Raw genomic sequence first — 7,871 nt, 5'->3', positions numbered from 1 at the left:
AGGGGGCATCGCCTCCGGTCGGCTTCGCTTCGACCTCCTCTCGATGTGTACGGCTTCGCCGTACGGCGCTGCGCGCCATCCCCCTGATGAACACCTCCACTCGGCCTGCCGATGGGGCGGGTGAATCAAAAGCAAGATCAAAAGCCAAAGCCAAGCGCGACCTACCGGTCGGCGCCAAACCCTGTAGCCGCTGCCGAGCCATGGCGAGGCTGCGATCGACCGCGAAGCGGGCGCAGGGATTTTGAAATCGCTGGAGGACCTTCGGCCCTATCGCAGCCTCGCCGGGGCTCGGCAGCGGCTACAGGTTCTGTGGTGTCAGGGGGAGGGCGGCCAGTCTGGTTTTGCGGAAGGCAATGGCAACACATTGAGGGTTGTCGCTGATTTTTTGCAAAGCCATAGTGGGTTGGTCGCCGACGCATCGGCGGCCGATCTTAGCCGGTCGGAAAGCAAGCCTATGAATGCAGAAATGCTAACCATGGAGCTTCCCAATGACCGACTTCACCCCACTACAAAGCAATCTCACCCCCACCCCGGTTTTCCACCTCGACCGCAACGCTCCCGCGACGGACTTGCATAGCGGCGCAGTACAGCGCATCAAGGCTTCGCGCGATCTGATGCACAGCCTCAACTGCCTGAGCCTCAAAGGCGTGAGCGACCGTGACCTCAGCCACTTCGTCAACGCGGCTCACCTCTTGCTGCAAGACGGCTGCGATGCGCTGGATGCGTTGCAGTGGCGTATTGGCAGTTAAGGAAGTGGATAGCGCCGGCCGCTTCTGGAGGGGCGGCCGGCGTTTTTCGATCGATCTTTCGGCCTGATCAGAACCCTATAGGCCCGGAACCAGCACGAAGCCGGAATAGTAGGCGCAATGTCCTGGGTACCCGGGGTGCGCATCGCATGCTTTGAGGCAGCCTTGGGCGTCGTGGGGGAAGCGTGCCGCCACCTGCATGGCGAAACCGTAGGTGGGCGTGGTCACTTCGAAGCTGTTGTCGCACGAGGTTTTGGTGCTGTAGCTGAAGGTCATCGCCTCGCGCCTGCCATTGTGAGCGAAGGCTACCTCGAAGCTATTGATGCTGTGCCAGCCCGACAGCGGCAACACCAGAAAACGATAGTGGGTGTCGCTCAGCCGTTGGCCCATGACCCGCAACGAATTGTTCGTCGAATCGATCTTGGGTGAGGGATAGGGCAATACCAGCAATGCCCGCGGGTCGCCGAGCAGGCCCAGTTCGAAGCCTATGCCTTTCTGATAGAACGGAATCTGGAGGTTCGGATAGCCTTCGATTTTCACGTAGCGGCTGGGCGCGTAGGGCCCCCACGTCTTGGGTTTGTAGTCAGGAGCCTGGGCAAAGGTAACCTCAAGCTCCAGGACCGCTTCCGCGGCGTTGGCATCTTCAGTGCGAATATCGCTGGGGTGCTCCGTGTTGTGGCTGACGCAGCCGGCAAGAAGCATCACCGTCGCCAGTGACAGCAAGGAGTCGGGCGGGTTGGATAGAAAAGTCGTCATCGCTCAGCGCTCCGTTCCGATCGGGCTGGAAGTCAGCCCCAGGCCCTTGAGTTGCCACGTTCCCTGGAGCTGCTGCCAGCTGAACTGTTTACCCACCCAGTCCACTTGCAGAGCATGTTGCAGGCGGCTCTGATCGATGCGCCGGCCTTCGTCCAGGGCTTTTTGGGCTTCGGCGCTGGCCTGTTCGGAGAGCGGCCAGAGTTGGCTGGCCTTCAGCTCCTTGGCAATCGGCAACTGGGCATAGACGCCGTGCTCCGCAGAGCTGAGCAGCAATCCCTCCTTGGCCAGAAATGCCGCGCTGCGGTTGTCCGGCGACACGGACACCAGCATGGCGTAGTGAGAAAACCCCCAACCGGGAAGGCGTTCGTCGAACCACAGGACTTGCCCCGTCGAGGGGATGAAGGCCCGCGCGCCCTCGGGAAACAGCAGCAGGTCGTTACGCCCGGGCTGCGGCTGGCCCCAGTCTGGTTCGTCCTTGTTTTTGACGGGGCTGAGGATACGGGCCAGTGGCGTGTCGTTCTGCACTGCAATCACCACCGTACCGACGCCCATCCATTCGATGGTGGTCGCCAGCAGTACGGGCTGCCCGCCCTGAGTCGCGCCCGTGGGCCTGACATTGGTGATTTGCCAGGCGTTCAGCGGACGATAAGGCCTGCCCTTGTAGGTGATCTCCAGAGTGGTGGATGACTGGCCGCGAAATACATGGAAGTCGCCAAAGTGCTCGCTGTAGGTGTTGACTTGGTTGGGTCGGTCTTTCTGTTTTGCACCAGGCAGTTCCGCCGCCATGACCGGCTGCGTCAGCAGCGCGAGCAAGGCCAGCAAGCAGGCGGGGCGGTGTCCGATGAGGCGTCGTTTGCGCGTCGGAAACGGACGGGGGGCTGCGGCAAGACATTTGGCTGAAGATTTTTGAGGATTCTGCATTCCGTTGCCTGCGATTCCATTTGTGTGCTGTCTGAGAGGAGCCTTGACGACCTAGGGCACCAGATAGCCCTTGACCCCGGTAAAGATGATCTGCGCCGCCAGGGCGCAGACGAACAGGCCCATCAGGCGGCTGACGATCTGCAGGCCTTGTTCGCCGAGGAGGCGTTCGATGCGGTTGGACAGGTACAGCACTACGCCGACGGTGAAGCTGGCCAGGGCGATGCTGAGGATGGCGGTGATCTTGTCGTCCCAGTGTGGCTGGCCGACGCCCATCACCAGCAGGGCGCCGATGGTGCCGGGGCCGACGGTGAGGGGGATGGTCAGCGGCACGATGGTCACGTCCTGCTGCACGTTGTCGGTCTGCACCGCCGACTTGCCCTGGGCCATGCCCAGCGCCGAGATGAACAGCACGCTGCCGGCGCCGATGCGGAAGGCGTCCACGGTGATGCCGAACACGCTGAAGATCGCCCGGCCGAACAGATACAGCAGCACGCTGGAGACCAGGGTCGCCAGGGCGACGTTCCAGGCCAGGCGCCGGCGTTCCTTGTTGGAGTAACCGCGAGTCAGGCTGATGAAGCAGGACAGGACGAAGAAGGGACTGTAGAGCACCAGCATCTTCAGGTACACGCTGAACAGCACTTGGAGCATGGCGCAAGCTCGCGGCAAAGGAGGGCGAGCTGGAGTTTAACAGGCGTTTGCTGTGCTGTCGGCTCAGGAGGGCTGAGCCGTGGTGCGGTCCTGCAGGTCGCGCTGGGCCACCCAGTGTTCGATCAGTTCGCGCAGTTGCGACAGTTCCACCGGCTTGGCCATGTGCCCGTCCATGCCGGCCTGGCGTGCGCGTTCCTTGTGTTCGGTGAGGATGTGCGCGGTCAGCGCCACCACCGGCGTGCGTACGCGCTGGTTGCCGACTTCCCAGGCTCGCAGCTGTTGGGTCGCGGAGAAACCGTCGAGGATCGGCATTTCGCAGTCCATCAGCACCAGGTCATAGCGCTGGGCCTTCATCGCCTGCAGGGCTTCCTCGCCGTTGCTCGCGGTATCGGGTTGCAGGTTGAGCTTGCCGAGCATGCCGCGAATCACTTTGGTGGAAATGCTGTTGTCCTCGGCGACCAGGATCCGGAAGTCGCTCGGCACCTTGACCGGCGTTGGAACCCCGTTCAGCACCGGGTGCTGATGGGGCACGAACTGGCCCTTGTTGCGCTGGGTCAGCTCGTCGGCCAGGGTGGTCTTGAGGGTGTAGCCGGCCACCGGCTTGGCGAGGATGCGCTTGACCCCGGCATTACGTGCGATGACCTTGCTCGGCGCGTTGCTGATGCCGGTGAGCATGATCAGCAGGATGTCGTGGTTCAGGCTCGGGTCTTCCTTGATCTTGGCCGCCAGTTGCATGCCGGTCATGCCGGGCATGTTCTGGTCGAGCAGGACCACGTCGAAGTAGTCGCGCAGGTGCGCCTTGGTCCGCAGCAAGGCCAGGGCCTCCTTGCCCGACGGCACGGCGCTGACGTTCAGGCCCCAGGCGCTGCATTGCTGCACCAGGACCTTGCGGCAGGTGTCGTTGTCGTCCACCACCAGCACCCGGGCGCCTTGCAGTGGGCCGTCGAGGTCGGAGGTCGGATGCTCCAGGCGTTCCGGGTCCAGCGGCAGGGTCAGCCACAGGGTGCTGCCCTGGTTGGTGCTGGTCTTGATCCCGAACTCGCCATGCATCAGTAGGATCAACTGGCGGGCGATGACCAGCCCGAGGCTCCCGCCCAGGCGGGTGGCGGCCAGGAAGTTCTTGCTGTGCAGTTGCGAATGCAGCAGGGCCTCGCGTTCCTCGGCCTCCATCGGCTGGCCGCTGTCCTGCACGGCGATGCGCAGGCGCGGCTTGCTGGTGCGCTCGTCCAGGGCGACCACGACCAGGATCTCGCCTTCGTCGGTCTTCTTCAGGGCGTTTTCCAGCAGGCTGAGCATGGCCTGGCGCAGGCGGGTCGGGTCGCCGCTGATCACCCGCGGCACCTGGGGCTGGATGAAGCTGATCAGTTCGACGTTCTGCTGCTCGGCCTTGGCCCGGAAAATACTCAGGCAGTCTTCGATCAGCGCATTGAGATCGAACTGCACGTCGTCCAGCTCGATCTGCCCGGACTCGAGCTTGGAAATGTCGAGGATCTCGTTGATCAGGGTCAGCAGTTCGTTGCCGGCGCTGTGGATGGTTTGCACATAGTCGCGCTGCTTGACCGACAGCGGCGTGCCCAGCAGCAGTTCGGTCATGCCCAGCACCCCGTTCATCGGGGTGCGGATCTCGTGGCTGATCTTCGCCAGGAACTCGGTCTTGGCATTGACCTCGGCGTTGCTGGCGGCGAGGTCGCGGCTGACGCTGAACTCGTCCTCGGTGATGCTGCGCTGGCGCTCGCCCAGGGCGATGCTCATCGCCAGGCCGCTCAGGCACATGGTCACCAGCAGGGTGATGATCAGCCCCTGGGGCGCGACCAGGGTCAGCCCCAGCAGCGCCGGCAGCACGATCAGCGCGCCGATGTTGAAGATGGCCATGCCGGCCACGAAGAAGCGCGCCGGGCGGTAGCCCTTCTGCCAGTGATAGGCGCCGATGAACAGCATGCTCAGGCCGACCAGGGCCACCAGCCCATAAGTGATGAGGTTCAGCGGCAGCGAGTCGAGGAACAGCAGCAACAGGGCGCACAGGCCGACCATCAGGATGTCGACCAGCAGCAGTTTGTTCAGCGGGTGCGGACCCAGCGGGGCGAAGAAGCGATAGACGAACATCAGCCCGCACGGGGTGGTCAGCAACAGCGCCAGATAGGCGCCGGGGGTCTGTATGGCATGCCAGTCCGGCAGCCAGGGGCCGAACAGGTTGAGCATCAGCGCCAGGCTGAGCATCACCAGGGCTTCGCAGGAGGCCACCCACAGGCTGCTGCGCGAACGGGTGTAGGCGTAGCGCACGAGGTTGTGCAGCATCAGCATGCCCATGCAGCCGAACAGCAGGCCGTAGAGTAGGCTCTGGCCCTGGTTGGCCGCGGTCATGACTGCCGATTGCAGGGTGATGTAAGGGCGCAGCTGGTGGTCGGAGACCAGGCGCAGATAAACGTCGAGGGTCTTCTCGCTTTGCGGCAGCGGCAGCATGAAATCGCTGCTGGGCAGGGGGCGTTCGGCCTGGGGCTGCTGGGTGCCGGAATTCAGTTGCTCGACCAGGGTGTCGCCGTCGAGCACATACATGTTCAGACGCGACAGGTCGGGCGCGAAGATCCGCAGCAATTGTTCGTGTTTGCCCGGTTGCAGTTTGAAACGCAGCCATAACGCGCCTCCGGGTTCGGCGGCGGTGATGCGCTCCAGTTCGATCGGGCTGAATTGATTGGTGTAGCGGGGGGAGCGGATATCGCTCAGTTGCAGGTCGGCCTGTTCGTCGAGCAAAACCGCCCAGTTACTGCCTTGAGCGGCATGGGCCGGAATCAAGCAGAGCAGGGTCAGCAATGTGACGGTGATACTTATGGCAGTCCTGAGCCAGCGCACGGCGAAATCCCTTCGTAGGTTGATGCCAGATGATAACTATGCGCGGCGCCGGAACCGTCCGGCAAGGGCCTGGGGGCCCCTGCCGGACAGGACGACAGGATTACTCCTGATTTTCGCCACGCTCACGGGCAATGGCCCGGTAACCGATGTCGTTGCGGTAGAAGCAGCCTTGCCAGTCGATCTTAGCTGCCAGTTGGTAAGCCTGCTGCTGCGCGGCGCCCACGCTGTCGCCCAGGGCGGTGGCGCAGAGTACGCGGCCGCCGGAGGTCACGACCTGACCGTCCTTGAGCGCGGTACCGGCGTGGAAGACCTTGCCTTCCAGGCTGGCGGCAGCGTCCAGGCCTTCGATCACCGCGCCTTTGGCGTAGTCGCCCGGGTAGCCGCCGGCGGCCAGGACGATGCCCAGGCTCGGCCGTGGATCCCATTGCGCCTCGACCTTGTCCAGGGCCTGGGCCATGGCGGCCTCGACCAGCAGGACCAGGCTCGATTGCAGGCGCAGCATCACCGGTTGGGTTTCCGGGTCGCCGAAGCGGCAGTTGAACTCGATGACCTTCGGGTTACCGGCCTTGTCGATCATCAGGCCGGCGTACAGGAAACCGGTGTAGACGTTGCCTTCCTCGGCCATGCCGCGCACGGTCGGCCAGATCACCTGGTCCATCACGCGCTGGTGCACGTCGGCGGTCACCACCGGGGCCGGGGAGTAGGCGCCCATGCCGCCGGTGTTCGGGCCGCTGTCGCCATCGCCCACGCGCTTGTGGTCCTGGCTGGTGGCCATCGGCAGCACGTTCTTGCCGTCGACCATGACGATGAAGCTGGCTTCCTCGCCGTCGAGGAACTCTTCGATGACCACTCGCGAACCGGCGTCGCCGAAGGCGTTGCCGGCCAGCATGTCGCGCACGGCGTCTTCGGCTTCGGCCAGGGTCATGGCGACGATCACGCCTTTACCGGCGGCCAGGCCGTCGGCCTTGATCACGATCGGCGCGCCTTTTTCCCGCAGGTAGGCCAGGGCCGGCTCGATCTCGGTGAAGTTCTGGTAGTCGGCGGTCGGGATCTTGTGGCGCGCCAGGAAGTCCTTGGTGAAGGCTTTCGAGCCTTCCAGCTGGGCGGCACCGGCGGTCGGACCGAAGCAGTCCAGGCCTCGGGAGCGGAACAGGTCGACCACACCGGCCACCAGCGGCACTTCCGGGCCGACGATGGTCAGGGCGACGTTCTTCTCGGCGAAGTCGGCCAACTGCTCCAGGGCCAGGACGTCGATGGCCACGTTCTCGCACTTGGCTTCGATGGCGGTGCCGGCGTTGCCCGGGGCAACGAAGACTTTCTCGACCCGTGGGTCCTGAGCCACTTTCCACGCCAGGGCGTGTTCGCGGCCGCCGCTGCCAATGATCAACACATTCATTTCAAAAACCTCGGATGACGCTAATTCTGTTTTGAAGCCTAAAGCGCTTCACGCCCTAGGAGGTTGCAATGACGCCGGTAGATGCAAGGCGGAGCCCACCCCGATGAGCGGAGTTGCCTTCTGGCAATGAGCATCATCGAGGTGGGCTCCAACGCAGCAGATGCCGGCGTCAGTGCGACCGTCGTCTTGTTAGTGGCGGAAGTGGCGCATGCCGGTAAAGACCATGGCGATGCCGGCTTCGTCGGCCGCTGCGATCACTTCGCTGTCGCGCATCGAGCCGCCTGGCTGGATCACCGCGGTGATGCCGACCTTGGCCGCGTTGTCGATGCCGTCGCGGAACGGGAAGAACGCATCGGAGGCCATGACCGCGCCCTGCACCTGCAGACCGGCATGCTCAGCCTTGATCGCGGCGATACGGGCGGAGTTCACGCGGCTCATCTGGCCGGCGCCGACACCGATGGTCTGGCGGTTCTTGGCGTAGACGATGGCGTTGGACTTGACGAACTTGGCCACTTTCCAGGCGAAGATCTTGTCGTGGTTTTCCTGCTCGGTCTGAG

General features: G+C 63.7%; 6 protein-coding genes and 1 pseudogene. 1 reads left to right on the top strand and 6 read right to left on the bottom strand.

The genetic code is table 11. The annotated features are described in order from the left end of the window. Window positions 1-488 precede the first annotated feature (488 nt). A complete protein-coding gene (locus ACQKQA_RS28975) occupies window positions 489-749 on the top strand; it encodes a hypothetical protein (protein WP_427564623.1) in 261 nt (86 codons plus the stop codon). Window positions 750-824: 75 nt separating this feature from the next. Here the strand turns inward: ACQKQA_RS28975 and ACQKQA_RS28970 are convergent, their stop codons facing one another. The 6 genes and pseudogenes from ACQKQA_RS28970 to purH all read right to left on the bottom strand — a co-directional run. Next, window positions 825-1,502, bottom strand: coding sequence for a hypothetical protein (locus ACQKQA_RS28970; RefSeq protein ID WP_427564622.1), 678 nt, complete (start codon window positions 1,500-1,502; stop codon window positions 825-827). Window positions 1,503-1,505: 3 nt separating this feature from the next. Continuing rightward, window positions 1,506-2,423 (bottom strand): hypothetical protein, encoded by a 918-nt coding sequence (locus ACQKQA_RS28965; protein WP_427564621.1) that lies wholly within the window; start codon window positions 2,421-2,423, stop codon window positions 1,506-1,508. Window positions 2,424-2,474: 51 nt separating this feature from the next. After that, window positions 2,475-3,071, bottom strand: a complete 597-nt coding sequence (locus ACQKQA_RS28960; RefSeq protein WP_427564620.1) for a MarC family protein — start codon at window positions 3,069-3,071, stop codon at window positions 2,475-2,477. Window positions 3,072-3,134: 63 nt separating this feature from the next. After that, window positions 3,135-5,918 carry a response regulator gene (locus ACQKQA_RS28955; RefSeq protein ID WP_427564619.1) on the bottom strand — a complete coding sequence of 928 codons (2,784 nt, stop codon included), beginning with the start codon at window positions 5,916-5,918 and terminating at the stop codon, window positions 3,135-3,137. A gap of 100 nt (window positions 5,919-6,018) precedes the next feature. Continuing rightward, window positions 6,019-7,314 (bottom strand): phosphoribosylamine--glycine ligase, encoded by a 1,296-nt coding sequence (purD, locus tag ACQKQA_RS28950; protein WP_427564618.1) that lies wholly within the window; start codon window positions 7,312-7,314, stop codon window positions 6,019-6,021. A gap of 189 nt (window positions 7,315-7,503) precedes the next feature. After that, window positions 7,504-7,871 (bottom strand): annotated as a pseudogene (gene purH / locus ACQKQA_RS28945) (bifunctional phosphoribosylaminoimidazolecarboxamide formyltransferase/IMP cyclohydrolase); the annotation flags it as partial.

Origin of the sequence: Pseudomonas sp. NPDC089530 (genome assembly GCF_050280705.1) — a bacterium.
Lineage (GTDB): Bacteria > Pseudomonadota > Gammaproteobacteria > Pseudomonadales > Pseudomonadaceae > Aquipseudomonas.
This window is presented reverse-complemented; position numbering and strand designations above follow the sequence as displayed.

Excerpts from the sequence above, each read along its gene's own strand:
- ACQKQA_RS28975 (WP_427564623.1), top strand. The coding sequence starts at position 489 with ATGACCGACTTCACCCCACTACAAAGCAATCTCACCCCCACCCCGGTT.
- ACQKQA_RS28970 (WP_427564622.1), bottom strand. The coding sequence starts at position 1,502 with ATGACGACTTTTCTATCCAACCCGCCCGACTCCTTGCTGTCACTGGCG.
- ACQKQA_RS28965 (WP_427564621.1), bottom strand. The coding sequence starts at position 2,423 with ATGCAGAATCCTCAAAAATCTTCAGCCAAATGTCTTGCCGCAGCCCCC.
- ACQKQA_RS28960 (WP_427564620.1), bottom strand. The coding sequence starts at position 3,071 with ATGCTCCAAGTGCTGTTCAGCGTGTACCTGAAGATGCTGGTGCTCTAC.
- purD (WP_427564618.1), bottom strand. The coding sequence starts at position 7,314 with ATGAATGTGTTGATCATTGGCAGCGGCGGCCGCGAACACGCCCTGGCG.